The 24,495-nt window shown below is 44.8% G+C and carries 20 protein-coding genes; 10 read left to right on the forward strand and 10 right to left on the reverse strand.

Annotation, left to right across the window (positions count from 1 at the left end):
• Positions 1–84: 84 nt before the first annotated feature.
• The 6 genes from ACLWOR_RS18485 to ACLWOR_RS18510 all read left to right on the forward strand — a co-directional run bounded on the left by ACLWOR_RS18485 (position 85) and on the right by ACLWOR_RS18510 (position 7,548).
• On the forward strand, positions 85–2,397 hold the full coding sequence (locus tag ACLWOR_RS18485; protein ID WP_413942331.1) for a penicillin acylase family protein: 2,313 nt from the start codon (positions 85–87) through the stop codon (positions 2,395–2,397).
• Positions 2,398–2,499: 102 nt separating this feature from the next.
• Complete coding sequence (locus ACLWOR_RS18490) at positions 2,500–3,765, forward strand: glycoside hydrolase family 113 (protein ID WP_413942332.1); 1,266 nt, start codon at positions 2,500–2,502, stop codon at positions 3,763–3,765.
• Between the two features lie 94 nt (positions 3,766–3,859).
• Positions 3,860–4,606, forward strand: coding sequence for a hypothetical protein (locus ACLWOR_RS18495; protein ID WP_413942333.1), 747 nt, complete (start codon positions 3,860–3,862; stop codon positions 4,604–4,606).
• On the forward strand, positions 4,606–6,003 hold the full coding sequence (locus tag ACLWOR_RS18500; RefSeq protein WP_413942334.1) for a glycosyltransferase: 1,398 nt from the start codon (positions 4,606–4,608) through the stop codon (positions 6,001–6,003). Before ACLWOR_RS18495 ends, ACLWOR_RS18500 begins: the two co-directional genes overlap by 1 nt.
• Complete coding sequence (locus ACLWOR_RS18505; RefSeq protein ID WP_413942335.1) at positions 6,000–6,776, forward strand: hypothetical protein; 777 nt, start codon at positions 6,000–6,002, stop codon at positions 6,774–6,776. The genes ACLWOR_RS18500 and ACLWOR_RS18505 overlap by 4 nt, the downstream gene beginning before the upstream one ends.
• Before the next feature lie 142 nt (positions 6,777–6,918).
• Complete coding sequence (locus ACLWOR_RS18510) at positions 6,919–7,548, forward strand: L,D-transpeptidase (RefSeq protein ID WP_413942336.1); 630 nt, start codon at positions 6,919–6,921, stop codon at positions 7,546–7,548.
• A gap of 77 nt (positions 7,549–7,625) precedes the next feature.
• Here ACLWOR_RS18510 and cysS read toward each other — a convergent pair whose 3' ends face one another.
• From cysS to recG, 6 genes are all read right to left on the reverse strand, one after another.
• Complete coding sequence (gene cysS / locus ACLWOR_RS18515) at positions 7,626–9,077, reverse strand: cysteine--tRNA ligase (RefSeq protein WP_413942337.1); 1,452 nt, start codon at positions 9,075–9,077, stop codon at positions 7,626–7,628.
• Between the two features lie 17 nt (positions 9,078–9,094).
• Entirely contained in the window at positions 9,095–10,576 is a 1,482-nt protein-coding gene (gene gltX / locus ACLWOR_RS18520; RefSeq protein ID WP_413942338.1) for a glutamate--tRNA ligase, read from the reverse strand.
• Between the two features lie 84 nt (positions 10,577–10,660).
• Positions 10,661–11,155, reverse strand: a complete 495-nt coding sequence (locus ACLWOR_RS18525; RefSeq protein ID WP_413942339.1) for a CarD family transcriptional regulator — start codon at positions 11,153–11,155, stop codon at positions 10,661–10,663.
• Positions 11,156–11,336: 181 nt separating this feature from the next.
• The gene (locus tag ACLWOR_RS18530) at positions 11,337–13,466 is read right to left on the reverse strand and encodes a S8 family serine peptidase (RefSeq protein ID WP_413942340.1); all 2,130 of its coding nucleotides are present in this window, start codon (positions 13,464–13,466) and stop codon (positions 11,337–11,339) included.
• Positions 13,467–13,529: 63 nt separating this feature from the next.
• Entirely contained in the window at positions 13,530–13,964 is a 435-nt protein-coding gene (locus ACLWOR_RS18535) for a hypothetical protein (protein WP_413942341.1), read from the reverse strand.
• A gap of 119 nt (positions 13,965–14,083) precedes the next feature.
• Positions 14,084–16,171, reverse strand: coding sequence for an ATP-dependent DNA helicase RecG (gene recG, locus ACLWOR_RS18540; protein WP_413942342.1), 2,088 nt, complete (start codon positions 16,169–16,171; stop codon positions 14,084–14,086).
• A 59-nt stretch (positions 16,172–16,230) separates the two neighbouring features.
• Between recG and ACLWOR_RS18545 the strand changes: the two genes are divergently transcribed.
• The 3 genes from ACLWOR_RS18545 to ACLWOR_RS18555 all read left to right on the forward strand — a co-directional run bounded on the left by ACLWOR_RS18545 (position 16,231) and on the right by ACLWOR_RS18555 (position 20,671).
• A complete protein-coding gene (locus tag ACLWOR_RS18545; RefSeq protein ID WP_413942343.1) occupies positions 16,231–17,175 on the forward strand; it encodes an HD-GYP domain-containing protein in 945 nt (314 codons plus the stop codon).
• 532 nt (positions 17,176–17,707) lie between these two features.
• The gene (locus tag ACLWOR_RS18550) at positions 17,708–18,463 is read left to right on the forward strand and encodes a hypothetical protein (RefSeq protein ID WP_413942345.1); all 756 of its coding nucleotides are present in this window, start codon (positions 17,708–17,710) and stop codon (positions 18,461–18,463) included.
• A 66-nt stretch (positions 18,464–18,529) separates the two neighbouring features.
• Complete coding sequence (locus ACLWOR_RS18555; protein WP_413942347.1) at positions 18,530–20,671, forward strand: ATP-binding protein; 2,142 nt, start codon at positions 18,530–18,532, stop codon at positions 20,669–20,671.
• Here the strand turns inward: ACLWOR_RS18555 and ACLWOR_RS18560 are convergent.
• Both ACLWOR_RS18560 and ACLWOR_RS18565 read right to left on the reverse strand, forming a co-directional pair.
• Complete coding sequence (locus ACLWOR_RS18560) at positions 20,605–21,048, reverse strand: YiiD C-terminal domain-containing protein (RefSeq protein WP_413942348.1); 444 nt, start codon at positions 21,046–21,048, stop codon at positions 20,605–20,607. The two genes, ACLWOR_RS18555 and ACLWOR_RS18560, sit on opposite strands and share 67 nt — an antisense overlap.
• 5 nt (positions 21,049–21,053) lie before the next feature.
• Positions 21,054–21,908, reverse strand: coding sequence for a sulfurtransferase (locus tag ACLWOR_RS18565; protein WP_413942349.1), 855 nt, complete (start codon positions 21,906–21,908; stop codon positions 21,054–21,056).
• A 155-nt stretch (positions 21,909–22,063) separates the two neighbouring features.
• Here ACLWOR_RS18565 and ACLWOR_RS18570 point away from each other — a divergent pair, with 155 nt between their 5' ends.
• Complete coding sequence (locus ACLWOR_RS18570) at positions 22,064–22,417, forward strand: DUF2388 domain-containing protein (protein WP_413942350.1); 354 nt, start codon at positions 22,064–22,066, stop codon at positions 22,415–22,417.
• A 49-nt stretch (positions 22,418–22,466) separates the two neighbouring features.
• Here the strand turns inward: ACLWOR_RS18570 and trpS are convergent, their stop codons facing one another.
• Positions 22,467–23,462, reverse strand: coding sequence for a tryptophan--tRNA ligase (gene trpS / locus ACLWOR_RS18575; RefSeq protein WP_413942351.1), 996 nt, complete (start codon positions 23,460–23,462; stop codon positions 22,467–22,469).
• A 209-nt stretch (positions 23,463–23,671) separates the two neighbouring features.
• Entirely contained in the window at positions 23,672–24,487 is an 816-nt protein-coding gene (locus ACLWOR_RS18580) for an outer membrane protein OmpK (protein ID WP_413942352.1), read from the reverse strand.
• Positions 24,488–24,495: the final 8 nt, after the last annotated feature.

The following is a 24,495-nucleotide window of genomic DNA, read 5'->3' on the forward strand; positions in this document are numbered from 1 at the left end:
GCCCGCTCGCATACTTCCTTTACTGCACAGTGACACGCGGTTTAAGTCTTGATTCTAGGCGGCCGTCGGATAGTTTTTCCTTATATGAAAATCTTCAAAATCGCGCTTCTTGGAATTGTGTCTGTTCTTGTGGCTTTGTCGCTTTATACGTACTTCTTTTTGCGAAATTCTCTCGCACCTTTAGATGGGAAACTGGCGCTCCCGGGCCTTTCAGGCGAAGTGCGCGTTGTGCGCGACACCTATGGTATTCCTCATATTTATGCGCAGAACAAAAAGGACGCGTACCGCGCTCTGGGTTATTTCATGGCCAGCGAACGCTTGTTCCAAATGGAAATCTCCCGTCGCATGACTCAAGGCGAGCTTGCCGAAGTTTTTGGTGATATCGCCCTTCCCAGCGACAAACTTTATCGCTCGTTAATGATTCGACCAGCGGTCGAGCGCATGCTCGCTCAGAAAAAATCAGAAGGCCGCTTGGATCAAAAAATGTGGGACGAGATGACGGCCTTCTACGAAGGCATGAACTATTACATTGCCAACGAGCCTCTACCTTATGAGCTGACGATGTTAAAAATTAAACCTCGCCCGTTCACAGCTGTGGACGCCTATATCATGACCGGGCATATGGCTTACAGCTTTGGCATTGCGATGAAGGCTGATACCTTGATGAGTGATCTTTCGAAAAAGATGTCGGCTTCCATGTTCCAAGATCTTCGTAACTATGTTCCGAAAACAGCACCGACCACAACAACAGCGTCTTATGAAACTTTGCGACCTCTCTTTGACGTGAGCAAAGATGCATTCTTCCCGGCTTTCGAAGGCAGCAATGCGTGGTTGATTGCCCCCAAACGTTCGCAATCAGGGAAAAGTATTTTTGCAAACGACCCGCATATTGGTTTTTCTCATCCTTCTGTTTGGGTCGAAGCGCATATTCACACTCCCGAGTTTGAACTGTATGGGCATTACCTGCCATTTATTCCCTATGCTCTACTTGGAAGTTCCCGCCATCATGCCTGGGGATTTACCATGTCGCTTTCTGATGACATGGATATTTACCAAGAAACCCTTGATCGTGACAAAAAAATGGCGATGTTCAAGAATGAATGGCTGCCGTATCGCGAGTGGCAGGAAAAAATCAAAGTTAAAGGCCAGCCTGATTTGATTCTTCCGATGATCGAAACCTCGCACGGCCCTCTTCTTGAACATGTGATACCAGGACAAACTTTAAGTTTGAAATGGGCCTTTCACCGTATTGAAAATGATCCTCTCTTTGCCCTCTACCAGATGGGTGAATCAAAAACTATGACCGAGTTTGAATCTGCCATTAAGACTGGAACAGCTCCTGGTTTAAATGTCATGTATGCCGATGCAGAAAATATCGCATGGTGGATTTTCGGAGATATCGCGATTAAGAAAAATCCAAACTCAGATATGGTTTTAAATGGCGCAACCGGTGAAGCTGAGTACGATCGCGTGCTGACTTGGGAAGAAAAGCCTCACCTGGTGAACCCAGAAAGCGGTTATATCGTCACCGCAAACTCACGTCCCCTTGGTTTACAAGAAGACATTCGCGGCGACTGGCAATCAGATGATCGCTTCCAAACGATTTCAAAATCCTTGGCAGAAAAAGATCAGTGGAACACTGAAGATGTCAAAGCTCTGCAAACTGAAAATCACAATCTACAAACCAAAGTGATCTTAGATAAGCTTTTAGAAAAACTAAACCTGGCTCCAGGGGAAGATGCAAAATACGCGGAAGCGCTAAAACTTTTGAAAGAGTGGAATCTTCATTCTGAAACTGACTCACTCGCAGCAAGCCTCTATCACCAATGGAACAACGAAAATGTCTTAATTTTGTTAAGCAAGTGGACAGCAGAAGAGCGTGAGAGATATTTATCACTTCCCTACTCGTGGGTCTTTTATGAGCGCGTGATAACGAATGATGCTTCGGATTGGTGGAAAGAACATCCTCAAAGCGAAACTATTACCGAAGGATTCCGTCGCGCAATGAACAAGTGGAAAATGCTTCCGCCATGGGGAAGTGTGCACACAATTGAGTATCAGCATCCGTTGGGTCGACTGAAACCTTTGGACAAAGTTTTCAATTTAGGTCCTTATCCAATGCCTGGCGCGTGGAATGAAATTAACAACAACAAGATGCATGGCATGGGAAATAACTTCCAAGTTGTTGCCGGCGCTTCTACCCGTCGTGTGATTGATTTTGCGCAACCTCAAAAAAGTTTTGGCATCAACCCGATTGGAATTTCGGGACATTTGCTTTCTCCGTTTTACAAAGACCAAGTGCAAATGTTTATCAACGGAAAGTACCGCTATCAGTTGATGGATGAAAAAGACATTCGTGCTGCACAAACTCACGAACTAACACTGTCTCCGCAATAAACTCGACTCCCTCGTCAGTCGGAAGACCAGAGATTTCTCTGATCTTGAGCAAAATGGCCGCTTCCTATTGCGGCCATTTCTTTATGCACCGAAAATAGACATATGAAGCAGAAACTCTTTTGCCTTTGGCTAGGAATTCTACTTTTCTCTTCGTCTGTATTTGCAGTCGACCCCGGCATACATCTTGTGACGTATCAATATTACGGCTTTCGCGTTGATGAAACAGACCAAGGCCTTCGTATGCGCCGACTGCTTGGCAAAATAAAAGACCTCGGCATCAAGACACTTATATTCAATTTTCGCGGGCGCATGGTGACTGGCAAAAGTTCTGACATTGATTCCATGACTCCGATGGAGTTTCGCAACCTTGAAGAATGGCACCTAAAAGAAACCATTCTCCTCGCCAAGCGGATGGGATTTAACGTTGCCATTCGTCCTATCCTTCTTGTCGTGGGACCGAATTGGGAATTTCCCTATGAAGAAAACGGAATCACCTGGTGGCACGGCAATATCAAACCTGAAAATCCGGCCGCGTGGTTCGAAAAATATTTCGCTTTTCATGAACGCTATATGCGAGTCGCAAAGGAGGCTGGGGTTTCTTGGTATTCCATTGGTGCTGAAATGCATTCCATGACATCCGGTTTTGGCGACAGAGACTCTCACTGGCGACACGGATTTCCTGAGGAGTGGGTCAAGTTTATTACTCGCGCTCGAGAACTCATGGGGCCGGGCGTGAAAATCACTTACGGCGCAAACTACACAGATCAATACATCTTAGAAGATGGCGTGCGCACCTGGGGCGGAGAATTTGCACAGTGGCGACATGATATCAGTTTCCTCGCTCGCACCCCCGAAGATATTCGCCATCAAAAAAACATGCGAGAACTTTGGAAATCATTAGATTTTATTGGTCTGGATTTTTATCGAGCCTTGGGAACTCTCAGAGACACATACCCGAAAGACTATAAAGAGCTCGTTGAAAAATTATCGGATTTTTCAGGCTCACATATGAATCACTTGTATGGAATGTGGCAGAATATCATTGAGATGACCGGTAGCTGGAGACCTCTTGCCCTTCAAGAAATCGGATACCGAAGTGTAGAGAAGTGCTTCGTTGCACCCTATCTCTATGAAGACGACAAAACTCCCATTAATTATATACATCAAGCTGCCGCATGGGATGCACTGTTGGGATCACTCACCTCACAGCGCTCGGATATGGCATGGATGAATGGCATCGGAATTTGGCAGGTCCTTGTCGACGACAATAGTGATGAAAATATCAACGGTGGCTTCTCACCTTTAGGAAAAGAAATTACCACAAAAACACTGCAGAAATATTTTCTGCTTTCTAACACAAACAACTGACAGACTTTTTCACTCTCAAAATTACCGTTGCGAAAGCCTTCTCACTTTACATCAGTTTAATTACTCATTTGCGGGATCCTTCGTTAGTTCTTGAATGCTAACGAAACGGATGAATATGACTTTATTTTCCAGCCTCGTCTTATGGATATTTTCTTCTAGCGCACAGGCCGCTTTTCATAACTCTCTTTATTCTGAGAGCACGTACTATGAAAGCTATGATGTGGTGACCGAGTCTCGCCTGAAAAGTCTTTTTATCTGGGAAGAAGGCGAAAACATGTCCGCCGGAGCTTATGTTGGGGCTTCCATTCAATATCAAACTCCCAATGCGCCACAGAAATATTATGACAATGCTTTGACACCGCAGGCGGGTCTGCAGTTTGGTTTTCTAAAAAAAATCACACTGCAACTTCAAGCTGGGTACCGCAATGTCATTGAGGAAAAATCCCAGGCCACTAGTGAATCTGAATGGGACCCGCGTGCAATCTTAAGTGCTGGGGATTTCCTGTACTGGAGCCCGAGCTCTCCCCTTTTTACCGAATATTATGGCGAGGCATCTTATGTGCCACGTCTTTCTTCAACTCCAGTTTCATCTGCTTGGTTGAAAGCAGGGATGCGCTATTCTCCCCTAAAGAATATTTATGCCGATCCTTATGCGGAAGGTTTTATTCGCGAAAGTCGCAGCCCTGATCTGGGACCTTCGATGACTCAATGGCGAGTTGGTGGTCGCTTGCTTTGGACCACCACTGAATGGAATGTCGCAGCCTTGCTCTATCACAACATCAATAGCAACGAAACCAGCAGTCCTATTGAAGGATTGTTTGTCGTTGGAGGAAATTTCTAATGGGAACGTTTCTGGAAATATTTGAAAATTTCTTTGTGCAGCTCACTTATATTGTCGTGATAGGGGCTTTTCTTTTCACGCTCGACGATCTCTTTATTGATTTTGTCGCATTCGTGCGTCGCCTTCGCCCAAAAAGAATCAACAAGGCTGAACTGACTCGCATGTCACGACTCCCGCAAAAAAGAATCGCCATTATGATCGCGAATTGGAAAGAGGCCGAAGTTATCGGCCCCATGATCCGCGGAAATATTCGCAATCTTAAATATGATAACTACACTTTCTTTTTAGGCGTTTACCCCAATGACACCGAAACCTGGCATGAAGCCCGCAAAGTCGAAACGCAATTCCCTGACAAAGTTCACGTCGTCGTAAACTCAAAGCCCGGACCGACATCAAAGGGCCAAATGCTTAACGAAATCGCTCGCCAGATTTTTGCATCTGAAACGGATGAGAGATCTCGCTATGACCTCTTTTTGATGCAGGATTCAGAGGATGTGCTTCATCCTTACTCTTTATCTTTGCTCAATGACTCCAGTCGTGACGCCGACTTTGTACAGATTCCAGTTTTTTCTTTTGAGGTACCCAAAACGTCTCTTATTGCGGGTATCTATATTGATGAGTTCAGTGAATCCCACACGAAGGATCTTTTAGTGCGACAAAGTCTGGGAGCCGCCATTCCATCAGCCGGGGTTGGAACACTGATCTCCCGCGAACTCATGAACACCATGATGCTGCATCAAGGTGGCGAGTTTTTAAAACACGATACACTGACTGAGGATTATCACCTCGGAATCATGACAAAGCCTTTGGGATTTAAAAGCAGTTTTGCTTGCGTGCAAATTGAGCAAGAAAACGGCGAAACTGAATTTATCGCGACACGCGAGTATTTCCCTGCGAAGTTCATGGCGAGCGTTCGTCAAAAGTCTCGCTGGACTTTAGGAATCGCCTATCAAGGTTTTCAAAACCTAAAATGGCAAGGTGATTGGATAGATCGTTATTTTCTGCTCCGCGACCGCCGCGCTCCGTTTAACAGTATTCTTGTTGTTTTATCACTGATTGTTATAATCGGTTTAAGTCTATTCGCGTGGCTTCGAGGCAGTACTCCCGTCGGTCTTGATCACGATCTCTTTATTGTTTTGATGTTCGCAAACACTCTCAATATGGGACTGCGACTTTATCAGAGGATGCGAGCGGTTTCGCGGGTTAATGGTTTATCCCAAGCCTTAATGGTGCCAGTGCGCTGGCTTGTCGCGAATGCCGTGAACGTCTGCGCGTCGTACCGCGCTCACAGCACCTACCAAACCAGTCTTCGCACCGGTGAACGCCCCGCATGGGTGAAAACCGATCATCAACTCCCGGCACACTTTGGCCGCGAACAAGAGGCTCAGACACAATGAGAAAAAAAGATCTCGCTATCGCCCTTTCTGCCATGCTTATACTCGCCATCGGAGTCGTATGGGGATCTTTTCTTAAATCAAGCCTTCATTGCATCAACATTTTCTATGATCAAACACTGGATAATTCCTATAGCGGCGGTCGCCAAGACTCGATCATGCTGCAAGGTCTTTTGATATACTTTCCTGAATACGCACAAATCATTCGACCCGTGGAAAGTTATCGCAGTGGAGATTTGGACCGCTGCCCAGTGAATTTTTATATCGGCAGTTATCGTGACAACCGCCTCCCTCAAGAATTTCTGCAAGACTATGTGAAAACCAAAAAGAACGTCGCATGGATTGGCTACAATATTTGGCAGCTCGGAGAAAACCTTCCCAAGTCTCTCGGTGTCGAATTCGTGGGAATCACTGTAGATGACGAAAAGCGCGGCCCTGCATTTTTTCGCGATATCATCTACAAAGGCGAGATTTATAAACGCACTTCTTTGTCTCGCAAATCCCAAGTCAGTGCGCCCCCAACGGAACAAGTGATTCTACGCCCGGTGGATCTCACCCGCACACAAATACTTGCTGAATCCAAACAACGGAGCTCCGAAGAAGTCATTCCCTACATCATTCGCACGAATAATTATTTTTATATTGCTGACATTCCCTTTTCTTATCGCGAGCGCAGTGATCGCTATCTTGTTTTTGTCGATTTGCTCTTCGATATTTTGGGAACTGAAGTACCTCGAAAAGATCTCTTCACACTCGTAAAACAAGATCGCCAATAAGAGTCATTTGTCACAAGTCGTCACGTGAAAACGCGCTAAATGAGTGTTTGGTAATCTTATGCGCCGTTTACACGAATACACCATTGCCAAATGGTAATTCTCATCGATAATGAGCCCCCTGATCGCCAAGAAGGGGTTCATCATGAAGTTCAAAATTCTTTTATCAGCATTGTTTCTAATTTTATCCGCATCTGTTTCTGTTCAGGCACAAGAAATTGGAGACGTTCAAGATGACGAAGTGTCATCTAACATGATGGATGAACTGAATCCCTATGATCCAAATATCGAAGAAATCCTGAACCAAATGGATCTCGATTATATGGAAGCAACAGGCGAAGCTCCATTTTTAGGTGATATCTTCAGCCAATCAAAATGCTATCGCGCTTCGTGCCCTGTTTGGCTTCAAGTCGTAAAGTCGCAACAAAAAGCCTACCTCTATCGCAATGGCAGCCTTGAAGCGACTTGGTATGTTTCAACAGGAGTTGCAGGTCATGGCACTCCGAACTTTGACACCAATCCAAATGGACGTATTTACGACAAATACACTTCTACAAAATATCCAGGTGGCGACTACAACGGGCTCGGCAATATGCCTTATGCGGTATTTATCAGTGGCGGATTCGCAGTTCATGGAACAGCAAAATCAAATTGGAAAAAATTAGGTCGTGCTGCTTCTCACGGTTGTATCCGCGTACACCCAGACAACGCCTATCACTTCAACCGCTTGGTACGCCAATACGGTATTCGCAACACTTGGATCACAGTTCAATAGAAGTAATTCAAAACATAAGCATAAAAAAAAGGAAGCTTGCTGCTTCCCTTTTTTTTTATTTTTAGATCACAAAAAAACTACTTCGCCACTTCCCAGTGAGTTCCTTCTGGAGTGTCACTCACAGAAATTCCCATCGCTGTTAGTTTTGCACGTAACTCATCCGACTTTGCGAAGTCTTTGGAATTTCGTGCCGCTGTTCTTTCAGCAACAACAGCTTCAACATCTTTACGATCCACTTTCATTTGCGCAAGCAAACGACTGTCGAGATCTTCAAGAAAAGCTTGAGCTGGTTGTTGGAACAAGCTCATCAAAGCACCCACGCGGTGAACGAAGTTACGATAAGCCAATGCCTTGCCTTGTATCGCCGGATTCACTTTCAAGCCACGACGGACTTGATTGTTAAATTGACGAGTGACTTCGAACAAAGACGCAAACACTTCTGGAGTGCCAAAATCATCATTCAAGGCATTCGCCACTTTATCCCAAGCTTCTTTCGTGATCTTTTCAAAACCCGCATCTGGCGTTGTCACCTCTGGAGTCAGATAGCTTTCCGCAACTGAAAGAGCGGAGTAAATACGAGCCAAACCCGTCACTGCGCGACCAATAGACTCGTCAGAGAAATCACTGATTGAACGATAATGCACAGTCAACATCATCCACTTGTAAACTTCAGCTGGATTCACATCGAGGAATTCACGCATTGAAACGATATTCCCCAAAGACTTTGACATCTTTTGAGAACCAAAGTTGATCATATTCCAATGCATCCAGTATTTAACAAACTGTTTGTGTGTGCAGCCTTCGCTTTGCGCAATTTCATTTTCATGATGCGGGAAAATCAAATCCATTCCCCCACCGTGAATGTCGATTTGATCACCAAAGATATCTTTGATCATTGCCGAGCACTCGATATGCCAACCCGGACGACCTGGTCCCCATGGAGAGGGCCATGAAATCTCGCCCGCTTTTGCAGATTTCCAAAGAGCGAAGTCCTCCGCATTTTGCTTCTTCTCATCGACATCAATGCGAGATCCCGCCTGTTGATCTTCGACTTTGCGACCACTCAATTTGCCGTAACCGTCAAATGAAGAAACGGAGTAGTTCACATCACCGTCTGCTTGATAGGCTTTTTTGTTTTCAATAAGTTTTGCAATCACCGCACGGATGCCATCCATGTGCTCAGTGACTTTTGGGTTAAAGTCATGAGGGCGAAGCCCCAAGGCTTTAAAATCTTTTTTATATTCTTCGATATACAATTCCGAAACATCACCAGCGGCTTTTCCCATTTCATTGGCACGGGCGATGATTTTATCATCAACATCGGTGAAATTCAGAGCGTATTGAACTTTATAGCCTGATTCTTCCAACCAGTTACGAACCAAATTGAAAAAGACCACACCACGGAAATTTCCCACATGCAGGAAGTTATAAACCGTTGGACCGCAGACATAGATTTTTACTTCGCCCGGTGTCAGCGGTTTAAAATCTTCGGTTTGGCGACTGAGCGTGCTGTAAATCTTAAGAGACATGTCTGCTTCCTACGTTATTAAACTTTTGCGAGCGCCGTTTCAGCGCGTGCAATCAATGATTTCTTCGTCATCAGTGGAATCAAGATTTTCAATTCCGCCCCATGAGGTTTACCAATCACGGCCACACGAATCGGCATGAAAAGGTTTTTACCTTTTGCACCTGTTTTGTTTTTCACTTCGTCTTGAATTTTCAAGAACTCTTCTTCCGTGAAAGTTTCAGTTGGATGAGCTGCAAGCAACTCTTTCCACGTCGTCAAAACTGCTTTTGTACTTTCCCATTTCAAAGCTTCTTCCGCTTCATCATGAATCACGTATGATTTGTCATTCAATGGACGATACAGCTCAATCGCATCAGCCAAAATTTCCATGTACGGCTTAAATACGTTCAAAGACTTATCTTGCCATGCTGGATCCTGAGGAAGTTCCATTTTCTCACGCGCAAAAAACGGTTGAATCAAATTCCAAAGCTCTGAATTTGGCAACGCACGCAGGTGCATTGCATTCACCCACTTGAATTTCACGCGGTCAAAAACCGCACCTGAAGCATTCAAACGAGAGATATCAAAATTTTTGATCATATCTGCGACGTCAAAAATCTCTTTGCCTTCAGGATGTGACCAACCCAAAAGCACAATGTAGTTCAAAACTGCAGACGCCAGGTAGCCTTCGTCTTTCAACTGACCACAAGCCACTGCCCCTTTACGTTTCGAAAGTTTTTGTCGGTCTTCATCCAAGATCAATGAGATGTGCCCAAACTCTGGGAGTGGGAATTTACAAGCTTCATAGATCATCATTTGGCGAAGCGTATTTGGCAGATGTTCCTCTGCGCGGAAGACATGTGTGATTTTCATCAAATGATCATCCACAACACAGCAGAAGTTATAAACAGGCATGCCATCTGAACGAAGCAGAACAAAGTCACCCACCATGTCGGATGGGAAGCGGACTTCGCCACGAACCAGGTCCGTGAACACATAATCTTTTTTCAGATGTTTTGTTTTAAAACGAACAACGCCTTTGTTGCCCGCCTTTAAATGCTCAAGTGCTTTTTCCAAAGACCAATCTTGATACGGAGAGTTCACATGCGGCGAACGACCCGCTGCCAAAGCTTCTGCACGTTGTGCTTCGATTTCAGCATCAGTCAGGAAGCAGTAATAGGCCGCACCGGCTTGAAGCATTTGATCGGCGTATTTTTTGTAGATCGCTTGGCGCTCACTTTGGCGATAAGGTCCGTTCGGACCGACGTCTTTCAACGTCACAGGGTCCACACCTTCATTCCAATTTAAGTTCAACCACACAAGGTCATCAACCACACCACGAAGAGATTCTTGCGTGGAGCGCGCTTCATCCGTGTCTTCGATACGAAGAATAAATTCGCCACCGTTCTTTTTCGCGAAGAGGTAATTATAAAGAGCCGTTCTTGCGCCACCCACGTGAAGATATCCCGTTGGCGAGGGAGCAAAACGAACACGAACATGCGGAGAAATTTGCGATGACATAGGAAACCCCGATAAAATAAAAAAGGCCTGGTCTTACGAACCAAGCCTGGATTTTATTACTATTTTCTATTCTGGTCAAAAAGGTTAACCAGTGATCCCGAAGATAGCCTTGATTTCCTCTTCCTTGAAGAGCTCCTCTTGGCCTGTTGCCAAAGTGAGTTCTTTTAGAAGAAGACCACGGGCATTATCAAGCATCTTGCGCTCGCCGAAAGAAAGCTCTTTATCGGCTTTCAAAAGGAACAAGTCGCGCAAAACTTCAGCAATCTCAAAAACCGAGCCGGTTTTGATCTTTTCCATGTACTCGCGATAGCGGCGGTTCCATGTTTGGTTGTCGATTTTGATTTCTTTTTCTTTCAAGATACCAACAACTTTTGTCGCGTCAGTTTTCGAGATAATAGGACGTAGGCCCGCTGACTTCACGTTCGTCGTCGGAACCATGATTTTTAGGCCAGAGTCGACAAGCTGCATGTTATAAAAAGTCACTTTTGAGCCCAACATTTCTTTAGTCTCAATAGCCACTACTTTTACAACACCGTAGCCTGGATATACGGCATTATCGCCGATATTAAACGTCTGCATCGAACCCCCTGGAATGCCCTATTTAAAAAGGACAGAGTTGGAACCTCGTCTGTTCTATCAAATTTGACACGAGTTATCAAACCAGAGCGGCGTGGCAGGAAATATTTTCAAGTATTTAACGTAAAAAAAGGGCCTGGTTTACACCAAGCCCTTCTTGAATAATTCTCGATATTTACAGCAATTACTTCGCGGTGAACGCGAGTGCGTAAGGCTGAGCGCCGTTACGGCCTTGTGGGATTTTATAACCCTTCACGATCAATTTGTAGTTTCCAGCTGGCAAGCCTGATTTTTCGATCATCTCAAGGTTGTTGATATGATCGTTCATGCTCAATGTTTGACCATTTGGAAGCACAAGAACCAAGTCCAAGTCATTTACAAGTGCAGCAGCTGCATTTGAAGAACCCGGAGCATCTGTCCAAACAAGGTTCGCGTAAAGTGAGCCGTTGTTTGAAAGTGTGAAATTGTAAACGTCTTCTTTACCTTGAGCGATACCGTTACGGTTGTCGATCAAAGTTGTGCGACCATCCAAGTTCAAGATCGCGCTCACATCAACACGGCCATAGCCTTCATCCGAGTTTGGACGACGAGTGAGGATCTCTTGACCACGAGCTGCACCGACTTCGCCGTATTGGCCAGGGTACATATCAACTGCCGTGTGGATCATCACAGCTTTCATCAAAGCCGCTGATGGATTTGTGACGCCTACTTTTTCAGCTAGGATTTGACGAGCAACCGCTGCAGCACCTGCTGTCAATGGAGTTGCCATCGAAGTACCACCTGACCAAGCGTAGTCTTTGTTGTACGCACCCCAAAGATCACTTGCGCCTGGAACTTGCGATTTTACGCTCAAGATGTTTGTTCCTGGTGCTACGATGTCTGGTTTTGTACGACCATCCAAAGTTGGACCACGAGAAGAGAACATCGCGATACCGTTTTCGTTGTCAGACACGTAAGAGCTGTAGATTGGTTCTGCTGACCATTCATCCTTAGCAGCTCTCAATTTGCTGATTGGAACTTGGATACCACCAGTTGACACTCTATTTTCAGAAGCACCAACAGTCAGAACGTTTTTCGCAGTTCCTGGAGATGCCATCGAGTTTTCATCAATGCGACCATCTTTGTTTTTATCTGTTCCGCTGTTACCAGCTGCGAACAAGATCAACATATCAGGATTTGCCCAGCTCCACTCGTCCACTTGAACAGCAAACGCATCGTAAGAACCGAATGTACGCGCACCACCCCAAGAATTTGTGTGAATACGAGCGCCATCGTTTTGCGCTTTTTGGAAAAGGTCTGCTAGTTTTGAAGGAACGCTAAGGTTCTTCAACATTGGAGACCACATACCTTCTGCAACCATTGTCGCCTCGTATGCGCCACCTTTAAGAAGTCCACCAGAAGCTGTTCCGCGACCCATCACGGATCCCGCAACGTGAGTTCCGTGCCCCATTGGATCGTCCCATGATTTAGAGAACATTCCGAATGGATATCCTGATTTCACGCCACCTTGGAAATCTTGATGAATTGTTGAGATATTTCCAGAATCCAAACCCGTATCAGCCATAGAAACGATTTGGTTACGACCTGTGAAGCCCGCTGCCCAAGCAGGGTCAAACTTCATTACCTTCGTACCAGATTCCATACCGCTAAGATCCGAGTAGTCGCCAGCTGCAGTTGTTGTTACTCCTGAAGTCAAAGAGTCATCCATTGTGAAGTGGAATGATTCGATTTCTGGAGTTGGTTGAATATGTTCAACACCTGTCAAAGCTGCGATTGAAGAAACCAATGCACGCGGAACAACCGCAACAACTGATTTCCCTTCAACAACTTGAAGTTCGACTTGAGAGTTCAAAGCTTCAATTTTTCTTGCAACAGACAAAGACTCAGAAGCTTTGAATGTTTTTACAACAACGCTTTGTACGTTTTGTGTATCAAAAACGCTGAAAGAACCAAATGCCGGGCTGATTTTGAAGTGTGCTTGGTAAGGCACAACTGCTTGTACAGTTGCCACGTTGTCTTTATGGAATTGAGTGAGATCTTTTGCAGTTCCGCGCACAACCAAAGCGTCGTCTGGCAAATAACCAAACACTTCGAATTTTGCAGCAAGTGCTTTCTTATCGCTCTCTGTGATCGCCTTTTTGAACTGAACGATGTATTCAGTCGCGATATCATTTTTCTGAGCCGCGAAATTTTGCACCCAACGAGTTGTGTCGATGCGACCTGCATTGAGTTTTAAAAGAGTTCCCGCTTGAGCTGTGCCCGCTACTAAAGCAGCACCCGCGACGAAGCATGTGATTCTTCCAAATTGAAACATGATTTATCCCCCCTACTGAGGACAAATCAGAGCATGACCAAGGTCCAGTCGCAATTAAATTAATTAAAGTTGATGCGCCATGACGGCTAGAGAGAGATTCCCTGCCATACGACCTTTAGAATTCATCCCGAATTCCATCTCTTGATTGTCGGGTGCAAATACTTGTGCACGCTCAGAAGATTTCTTCTGCCCACGCACACGTTTTGTCACAGTGACATCAATGTACAAACCATCTTTGCGATTCACTTGAGATCGACGTGTGTACAACTCAACCAGAGTTTCATTTTGACCGTCGTCAGAAAACTCACTGATAAAAGTTTTCTTTCCTGATTTAGTCACGGTATTGATAGAAATCGGCGCGCCACCTTTAAGACCCAATCGCATGTTCACTTTGAATTGATTTTTTTGAGGCTTGATTTGCGCCTGAGGCACTGCAGCAAATGATGCTTGAGAAAAAACTAAAACTGCTGTCGCTACAACGGAGAAAAACTTATTCATTCGACCACATCCTTGTGTTCCCAATTAGAATGACAAAAAATCTGGACGCACGCAACAAAGAAAAACCATGTTTTTATGATAGTTTTTTCTTCACGCAGGGATTTGAAGAAGCACGCGTATTAGGCTATTCCGGCGAGGGCGGCGGGGCCGTGTTCGCGGAGGAGTTCTTCGCGTAATCCTTGGTGTTCGGATTTTTTGAGTTGCGGGTCGATGCGGAGAACTTCGAAGGCGGCTTCGCGAGCTTGTTGGAGAATCGTCATATCGCGAACAAGATTTGCAAGCTTAAATCCTGAGAGACCGGATTGACGAGTGCCCATGAACTCACCCGGCCCACGCATTTCAAGATCGAATTCAGCAATTTTAAACCCATCCGTTGTTTTTTCCATCATCTCGGTTCTTTGGCGGCCTTCTTCGGAAACGGCATAGCCCATAATCAAAATACAGAATGATTTGTGCTCCCCTCGCCCAACACGACCACGCAGCTGATGCAGTTGTGACAAACCAAATCTCTCGGCGTGCTCGATGATCATAATATTGGCGTTTGGCACGTCGACACCGACTTCGATCACAGTTGTCGACACAAGAACTTGGATTTCATGGCGACGGAATGCATCCATCACCTGATCTTTTTCATCAGGCTTCATTTTCCCATGCAGCAAACCAAACTTCACATCCGGGAATTGGGTTTTGAGTTTTTCAAACTCAGTGACAGCATCCTTGAGATCGATTTTTTCGCTCTCTTCAACTAATGGATACACGATATAGGCCTGACGACCTTTTTTAAGTTGATCGAGCATAAACTGTAAAGCTTGCGATTTTTTGCTGTCGTAAATGGCGCGTGTCTGAATCGGACTACGCCCTGCTGGCATTTCATCGATAATGGACACGTCCAAATCGCCATAGACCGTCATCGCCAGTGTTCTTGGAATCGGCGTTGCTGTCATGACCAAGAAATGCGGAGACTGACCCTTGTTTTTCAGGACACCTCTTTGCTCAACACCAAAACGATGCTGTTCATCGATGATAACAAGGCCTAAGTTTGCAAACTTCACTTCGTCTTCGATAAGTGCATGCGTGCCAATGATCAGATCAATTTCACCGGCTTCTAATTTAGCCAGCAGTTCGCGTCGTTCAGAGGCTTTTGATTTCCCCACAAGCAAGCCTAAGCGCAGGCCCAGCGGCTCCAGGATTTTTTTGGCATTTTTAAAATGTTGTTCCGCGAGAATTTCTGTCGGCGCCATCAGACAAGACTGATATTTGCTCTCTGTCGCGAGCAACGCCGCCATAAAACTCACGAGCGTTTTTCCACTTCCCACATCTCCTTGCACCATGCGATGCATAGGATGGGGTTTGGCCAAGTCCGCTTGAATTTCCGCGTACACGCGCTTTTGCGCGCCAGTCACTTGGAACGGCAAAGATTGTTGAAGCTTTTCAACTAAAACACCTTTCGCCTTGATTTGCGGAGCACCTTCTTTTTTAAAACCCACTTTTTTGGAAGCGAGATACAGCTCCAGCCAAAAGAATTCCTCAAAAATAATTCTTCGTTGGGCTGCACTTTTAAACTCCATATACTCTTGTGCACGCTGTGGATCTGGATAATGCAAATCCTTGAGAGCCTCTTGACGAGACAAAAGCTGATACTTTTCACGCACCCATTTTGGAAAGGCTTCTTCAGGCCACTCACCTATTTGTGAAAACGCCAACCGCACAAGCTTCATGATTTTCGCTGTGGCCAGACCCTCGATCTCGGTATAAAGCGGAATCAGAGCATCTTTGTTCTCATCTTCAGGTTCGATATCACGAATGTCGGGATGATGGAACTCCAAGCGTCCGCGGTAGTCAGTGACCTTACCGACAACGCGAACTTCGGTGAAAGGTTTAAAGCGTTCAAAGTATCCTTTGTATGGGACACGAAAGTATTTGCAGTGTATTTGCCCGGAGGCATCCCTGACCAAAACATCGTACATTTTGCGAGACGATCGCCCCATATTGACACTGTGGACATTTACCACCGTGGCTTTGATACTCACGATATCATTCACTTTGAGACTTGAAATATTTCGAGCAGCCCTCTGGTCCTCATAGGCGCGCGGATAGAACTCAAAGAGATCCTGTAAGCTCTTAATACCCTTGCGCGTGAAGAGATCTCCGAGTTTGGGACCAACTCCCTTAAGGTACTGAATGTGAGTGTCTAGACGAAGGGCCATGGCGTTTGATTATTCAGGATTTTATTCCTAAGTCAACGTATCCATGGCAGAATTTTTATATGGAAAATTCTCGCTATTTTCGTATACGTTTGAGCACGATTCGCCCCGACAAAGTCACAACATTTGATATTTATTTGTACCTCGATCAGAAGTACATTTTGTATCTTCGCGCCGGTGACAGATTGTCAGATGGAAAAATCGGCCAACTTCACAGTCGCGATACCGGCGATTCTTTCTTTGTTCGCGAAGAAGACCGCCAAATCTATCGTGACTGGGTTCGCGAGGAAATGAATTCCGATCTTTTGAATCCTTTTGAAAAAGCCAAAATCTTGCGCGAGTCCTCTGTTGCGTTGATGGAAGATCTTTTTGAAAATCCAGATGTGAATAAAGCCTTGGATGAATCCCGCCCGATTATCACAGACTTTATCGATCTGATGGAGAAAGCTCCTGAAGCTATGGGCTTTATGATCTCTCTCTCTGGTCATGACTTTTACACATACAACCACTCTTTGGATGTCAGCATCTACTCTTTGGGACTAGGAAAAGCCTTGGGTTATAACGCCAAAGAATTGGAAGAACTGGGTGTAGGCTCCTTGTTTCACGATGTCGGCAAACGCAATGTCAGCCTAGATATTCTGTGCAAAAAAGGTGGATTGGATGAAGCCGAGTGGGAGCAAATGAAAATGCATCCGCAATATGGTTTGGTGATTTTAAATAATCATCCGAATATTAGCGATGCGGTTAAAGCAGCTTGCTTTGAACATCACGAATCTTGGGCAGGTAACGGATATCCGCAACAATTGATGGCTGACGAGATTCACCCGTTCGCACGTATTGTGGCCATCACCGACACCTACGATGCGATGACGACTCAACGTTCTTACAATGTGCCACTGAAGCCGCTTGATGCCGTCACTATGATGAAAGAAAAGCTCGCGGGTCGATATGATCCCGACATGCTAAAAGCGATGTATTCTGTTCTGTTTAAAATTAAAGCCGCTTAGATCTTAAAACCGACCTCTCTGGTCGGTTTTTTATTTCCTGTGAATTCCAGAAACTAAAAACCCACAACTCTTGAAGCTGTGGGTTTTAGTGTTTATTCATTTATCTTTGGAAAATTTTAATCAGCGTTTGATCCGAGGTTAATCCGTCTTAAGTTTTCTGACGGCGAATCGCTGACTCGAATTAATGAATGTTAGCTAAGCAAGATAGCAAAGATTTATTTTGTTCAGCGTCGATTTTGATATCGCCTGAATTTTTCCAGAGATTTGAGATCGAAAGAATAAGTCCTTTCATGTGAAGCTCCTTTCTTTTGTTGATTGCTTCATGGGCCTATAATAGCGTGAACCCAGATAAACCAAAAACGCATAAATAGAATTCCGACATGCGCGTTTTGCATAGCTCAATTTCAATACATTTTCATTGGCAACGACACCGCCCCTTTTTTTGCTCAAAGAGTAGACAACCTTTACTTTTTTTTAGTTTTTTGCAAAAGCCGAGATGCCTTTATTACGGGCTATGGTAGAACCATTTCCCATGGGATTTAACAAAACGATCGCTCTGATTTCTATCGCACTTCTTGGACTCTCTGCTTGCAGCTACACAATGGAAGAACTGGGAGCTTTTAAGACCGGTGGTCGTTTGCCGCGCGTTTTTGATGTGACTCAATTCTCTGATAAAGTCGTGACTTTTGAAGTCGTGACAGCGACGTCTTTAAGCTCTTGCTTGCAATGTCACACGACGGGATCTAAGAGCATGAACACCGCTGAGAAAGCTCTTGCCCTTCGTACCGAAATTTTAGATTCAGTTCAGTCCGGCAGCATGCCACCAAAATCCAGTGGCTATCGTCAACTCAATGAATGCGAAAAACAAATCCTCGAAACTTGGTACGAAGATCAAGTGGCTGTTCGCACTCCTACTCGAAAAGTCAAAGAACTCAGCCACTGTGGCAACATGGTTCCAGAAAAACCAAAAGACCCTACAGACTTTAGCAAGCTTGAACTGACTTTTGCGAATGTCACGAAAGAGATTCTTGCTCCGAAATGTCTGTCTTGCCATACCGAAGAAGCCGCCAAGAAAACTGTCTTGGAAACTTACACGGTCATCAAGGACCAAGGTCTTCTGGAAGCGACTGCGGAAGAAAGTCTGCTCTACAAAGTAACTGTCGCTGGCATGGCAAAAAGATTTATGCCTCCAAAGAACAAGGGCATTCCACCACTCACACCTCAAGAGTCTGACTTTTTAAAACGTTGGATCGATGCGGGTGCTCCTGAAACAGCTGTCAAAAACTAGCTTGTCTTCTAACAGATCCTCCATTGGAACTTAGTCACCAGGCCCAAACGAAATTAAGATAAGGGCATGGAAAAACAGCGGCTCCCATGGTGGACATGGGTTCTCCCTTTCGTCCTCTTTCATCTCGGCACGCGCGCGAGCCTTGCTTTTATGGTCAGCCCGGGTACATCCACCTTTTATTTTCCGATGGCGCTTGCCATCGTTATGGTGCAATGGTGGGGGCCCCGCGTCCTTATTGGTTTGTTTCTTAATTCTATTCTTTCTGCCAACCTCTGGGGCCTTGAGAGAATTGCCTTTTATCCGCTCTATGCGGTGCCGGAAACATTGGAAGTTTTGATTTCCTGGTTGCTCTTGCGTCAACGCTTGCGCGGAAAACCGTGGGATCCCTCGCCTCGCAATATTATTTTGTTCGGAATTTATGCGATCTTAATTCCTGCCATTATAATGGCCTTCATGCTGCAAGGAATTTTGTATTTCACAGGAGAAGCAACATCGTCGGATGTGTTTCGTGGCGCGATCAATGGTTTTATTGGCGACCTTTTAGGTGGCACGACAATTTCACTACCTCTCTTAATTGCGCTCTCTCCGTGGCTGGATCGCAAAGGTTGGTCTTTATTCAAAACCACGGCGTTTGAATTGAAGTGGAATTGGAAACTTCCCTTTCGCGAAAAAGTTTTTGTGGGTCTGGGATTTTTAGCTTCGATTTTTCTGACCGTTTTGGTTCCACTTTCCCAGAGCTGGTACTTGTTTGGTATTTTTTTGATGATGACGGCCATTTGGTATGGCTTGGAATTTGCGATTATCGTCAACACCTGGATTTTATTTTTAGCGATGTTGATTTCACCTTCCATCGGTGTTCCATGGCCGAATGATATTGAATCGCCGCAAATCACGGCGACATTACTCACGATTTGTTTCTGTGCGCTTGTCGCCGGCGCTGCCATTACGGCACATCGGTTGAAAATCGTGACGTTGCGAGAAACTGAGAACCAACTTAAAGCTGCAAAAGAACAAGCCGAAGATGCCTCTCAGGCAAAATCAGAATTCTTAGCTCGTATGAGTCACGAAATCCGCACACCTTTGAATTCTGTTTTAGGAATGCTTGAGCTTTTAAAAGAAACGCAGCTTACGCGGGAACAAGAACGTTATCTTACGCTTTTTAGTCATGCGGGCGAAAATCTGAAGGCCTTGATCAATGACTTGCTGGATTTTTCTAAAATTGAAGCCAAGGCCTTAACAGTTGAAAACGTCAGTTACAATATTCACTCCACCATCCGTAGTGTTTTTGAAATTTTACAAATCAAAGCGGAAGAAAAAGGACTGCGCTTTGAGTTGACAATTTCTCCGAATCTTCCGGTTCACCAATTCGGAGACCCCACTCGACTGCGCCAAGTTCTTTTCAATTTAATTGGAAATGCCTTGAAATTCACTGATGAGGGAGAAGTGCTCGTCGAAGCCTCCGTGGACTCTTCGGTGGCACCTCCGCAGTTATTAATTGAAATTCGTGATACAGGTATTGGCATACCACGCGAAAAACAAAAAAAACTTTTTAATCCTTTTTTTCAAGCCGACTCTACCACCACGCGGAAATATGGCGGCACGGGTTTAGGCTTGGTGATTTCAAAAAATCTCGTAGAAATTATGGGTGGGAATCTGGAGATGCGCAGCCTTTCGGGCCGCGGCACCACTTTCCGCATCACTCTTCCTCATCGTCCTGATCTGCACACGGAGGCCGAAGCAAAAGTCACACCTATGGCCACCTGGCCCGAAAGCCTTAACACTCGACGCTACCGCCTGCTTTTAGTTGATGACTCCGAAGACAACCGTGTTTTGATGATTCACTATCTAAAAAATTTACCGATTGATTGCGATGAAGCCGTCAATGGTCAAGAGGCCGTCGATAAATATAAGAAAAATACTTACGATCTTATTTTTATGGACATGCAGATGCCGATCTTAAGCGGATACAAGGCCACAGAGATGATTCGTCATACAGAGATTCAAGAAAATAGACCGCATATCCCAATTATTGCTTTGACTGCGACCGCCGTCGTCGAAGATCTGCACCGGGCCTTGCAAAGCGGATGCGATTCTTATGCTGTAAAACCAGTGAAAAAATCTGAGATCATCCAAATCTTGGTTCAAAGCCTTACAACAAAGTCGCCTGAAAATGTCGCGCGGAGGGAGCCCCCGCTGGACCTAATCTGAGCAATAAGAAGTTTGCGCGCACGACCTTTTTGCAAAAGATCCGCATAAAACTGATTTTCTTCTTCGGGAGTGGAAAACTGACAAATCACTTCAAAATCGTCTTCAACGGGACGAAGATAATCGATACTGCCTTTAGCAATCACAATATTTTCAGTCGCAATCTTTCTTGTACGAAGACCTGTCAAGACCAAGGCGTAAGCAGAAAGTACAGCGGCAGTATACAGGCTTCCACCAAAGGCCGTGCCCTTATGATTGAGATTCTTTTCTAGATCGGCTTTGATATGAATTTTCGCCGAAGACATTTCGACAAAATGAATCCCCAAGTGTTTAAACAAAGCGATCTTGGTCTCTAGGGTGTTTAGAATCTCTTGTTTCATAGAGTTTATTTTACAGTTCTCCACTGCTCAATGCCACCTGCAAAATTACGGGCATTTTTAAAACCGGCTTCGCGTAAAGCATAAGTCACAGCGGCGGAACGAACTCCGTGGTTGCTCATAATCAAAATAATTTGATCCTTGGAAATGCCTTTTGCCTGCAAAATACTTTCGATATCAGTGCGTGCAGATCCATTCCCGGCAAAGAAGCTCTTCCAATCCATATTTGTAATTACTGCCGTCACTTTTTTAGATTTGCTGATGTTTTCTTGTTGGAATTCTGATTTCGAGCGGACATCTAAAACCTGAACCGGTGACTTTGAATCGGTCACAAGGGTTTTGAATTCTTTCACATCAACGTAAAGACTCTCATCCACTTGCGGTTTCCAATATGGTTTATTTTCCACGGGCGGATTGGATTCGCGTGGATTGGCTTCGCGGAAATGATCATGATTCAGAGTCATGACGTTTTTCACACCTAAAACCTTCAGCGTCCAAGCAACGCGTCCCTCTTCACCTTGACCTCGCAAACCTTTACCAACGACAAGCACTTTGCGATCTGGATCAATTCCAATAAGCGACAATCGTCGCGCAATCGCAAAAAGATCATTTTGCAAAAGGCCGCGCACGTGGGCATCCGTTTGCGAGAAATCTTCCCAGCGTACATTGATAGCCGTTGGCATATGCATCAAGTTAAACTCAAAAGGTGATCTCACATCCAAAACAGCTGGATTGTCTTTTTTAAACTTATCTAAGGTGTTCTGATCACCACCTTGAACGGTTTCTTGCGAGAGCACTTTCGTCGGCTTTTGCTGACAGGAAATGACTAATAAAACAGAGAGTAAAACCAGTATATAACGCATTTAAACCTCGAATAACCGCAGGATACGACTTTATAAGCAAATTACAAGGCACTGAGCGGAAAACCCTATGGCTCAGATTTGTTAGGAATTCTTAGGCCTTTAGTAGACGGTTTTTCGCTAACTTGGCTGTAGAAACACGTTCCTAAGGAGGAATTATGAAATTGTCAGTATGGCCTATCGACAAAATGGCGGTCATCGCATTGACGTTGCTTTTAGTTGCGCAAGCTAAAGCGATCTCTATTAAAAACAACGGTGCGGTGTCTGAGATCACTGTTTTAGGTGTAACCTCTCGCGATGGTTACAATGGCTCAAAAACTGGAACAACCGTCGATGACTACTATCGCGTGCAAGTCATTGCGGCGAAAGATGATGCCGCTCTTTTTGTGGCCTCAAATGGTGAAATTCGCGGATCGAGCTTGGAACAGGCTTTGAAAGTTATTCGCGAAGTTCGCACGGATTTGAATCAGGTTTCTGATCTTGAATTAGCTCTGGAAATTGTGAACTTTTAGTTTTTTTGACAACTGATGCGCATTCTTGCGCATCAGTTTCTCTTTTTCTTTAGAGAAGCTTCATGACTTCTCTGACTTGGGTCAGTGTTTGATTGGCTTTTTCTCGGGCTTGTTCGCTGCCTTTAAAGCACAGTCTTAAAACTTCTTCGCGGTCTTTGGCGTAATCTTCGCGACGTTTGCGAATCGGTGCGATAAAGTCTTCAAGGATTCCAGTAAGTCTTTGCTTTAAAACTCCATCACCCAAACCTCCGCGGCGGTAATGATCTTTTAATTCCTCCACAGCGGCCTTGTCAGGGTCAAAAACGTCGAGGAATGCAAATACCACATTGCCTTCCACTTGCCCCGGGTCAGAAACCTTCAAGTGATTTGGATCCGTGTACATCTTTTGTACTTTGGCTTTAATCTCGTTGAAAGAATCAGAAAGCATGATCGCATTTCCTGCGGACTTACTCATTTTAAGTTTCCCATCAATGCCAATCAAACGCCCCACTGAACCTGTCAACGGCTTCACTTCTTTAAGGCAATTTGTTTTATAGAGAAAGTTAAATCTCCTGGCGATTTCATTTGTCTGCTCGATCATCGGATTTTGATCTTCACCGACAGGAACCAAATCTGTTTGAAAGGCCAAAATGTCAGCAGCTTGGCTTACGGGATACATCAGAAATCCCGCTGGTAAACTTTCTTCCATATTTTTTTGTTTGATTTCATCCTTCACAGTTGGATTGCGCATCAGGCGCGCAACTGTGACAAGATTTAAAAAATGCACCGTCAATTCATAAAGTTCTGGAACTTTCGATTGGATAAAAATCACATTTTTTTCAGGATCAATTCCCGCACCCAAGTAATCCAGTGCAACTTCTAAAATATTTGTGCGCACGCGATCGGGATTATCATAATTATCCGTCAATGCCTGCGTGTCAGCGATAATAAGATACTGTTGATATTCGTGCTGCAAACGAACGCGGTTTGCAAGTGAACCCACATAGTGCCCCAAATGCAATGGCCCTGTTGGACGGTCGCCTGTTAAAATAATTGGTTTCGCCATGGTGAAACTCCATAAAACTGAATTTGATTTAATTAAATACGATAAAAATCAGTCTGGCTAGCGAGAGCTAGCAATAAGAATAGGCAGGCTTGCGCCACCAGAGAGAAGTTTGAATGTGGAAAGAAAGAGTCTTTGCCATGGATACATTTTAGGGCCAGGCTTCGCATTCGTCAAGACCGCCTATTAAAGAATGGGAACCTTTGAGACACCTAAAACTTATAGGTCAAAACGAAATACTGCCCGACTCCACTGGTTTCTCCGCCGATTCCACCGTCTTTAAAGAGCGCCATATTCTGATAAACTTTTAATCCATATCCCACGGCGTATCGCTTCGTGTGCCAGTAAAGCCCGTTGTACCATCCCAAAGATGAACTTGTGCGATCAATATCATCGGCAATTTCGTTAGCTCCAAAAATATAGTCCAGGTATCCCTGATACACGACAGATCCTCCGTTTTGAAATTCATAAAAAGGCGTGTACCAGTTAAGAGAAAACATATATCCATCCCAGGTATCTTCATTAGCAGCGTCAAAGTTTTCGCGGATATAGCGAGCAAACAAATTGACACCAACAAGACCAAACCAAGGCACTTGCATGTCAGTCCCTAAGCCCACCAATTCTTCAAAAAGCGCGCGATCTGAGACGTAAAAGCGTGTGGCCAGATACCATTCTTTGATGGGTCCCAAGGACAGATCCTTTCCAAACATTTTATTCACCGAAAAACGCGGCTGAAACTTGAAAAACATATTGTCGCCTTCGTGAAGATCGCTATCAGATGAATCAAAAACATCAAAGACATCCAAAAAGCCATAAAGCTCCAAAATCCCAGAACGTCCCCCGAATTCCATTTCCAAATACGTATCATCCTGAAGACCGAAAGGAATTTTATTGCCAACACTTTTCATCAGATTAAATTGCAGCCAGCGAAAGTCAGAAGCGTGAATGTCAGAGGCGATTTCGTTGGTTTGGGCTTGGCATAAAACAGAGAACACCAGAATTAAACTTGCGAAGATTATTTTTCCCACTTTCTCTC

Source organism: Bdellovibrio sp. HCB2-146 (assembly GCF_047345725.1).
Classification (GTDB): domain Bacteria; phylum Bdellovibrionota; class Bdellovibrionia; order Bdellovibrionales; family Bdellovibrionaceae; genus Bdellovibrio.